The organism is Pseudoneobacillus rhizolycopersici, assembly GCF_054786815.1.
On sequence record NZ_JBTOOE010000168.1, the window covers coordinates 1 to 254 of the forward strand.

Annotated in this window: 1 protein-coding gene; it reads right to left on the reverse strand. The window is 46.5% G+C overall.

Translation table 11 applies throughout. The annotated features are described in order from the left end of the window. Positions 1–254: aspartate carbamoyltransferase regulatory subunit (locus ACX9YW_RS23280; RefSeq protein WP_460351137.1), on the reverse strand; the 254-nt coding region annotated here is incomplete at both ends.

The window sequence follows — 254 nt, forward strand, 5'->3', positions numbered from 1 at the left end:
TTTACACTTCAACAGCACCTCGTCTTGACGAACACGAACCTTAAAGCTGGAAGAAACCGGCTCACTACGGCTAATGCAGTTGCTGTTTGGACAGTCCAACACGTGGTCAATCTGCTCCGGCAGCGTTGGTGTCAGCTTCAGTACAACCTCATAGTTGTCGATGCGGTTTACCGTCGCTTTCGGGGCATATAAAGAGAGCTGGTTCACTTGTTCTTCAGTCAAAAAGACGTTTTCAATCTTAATCAGATCTTTAC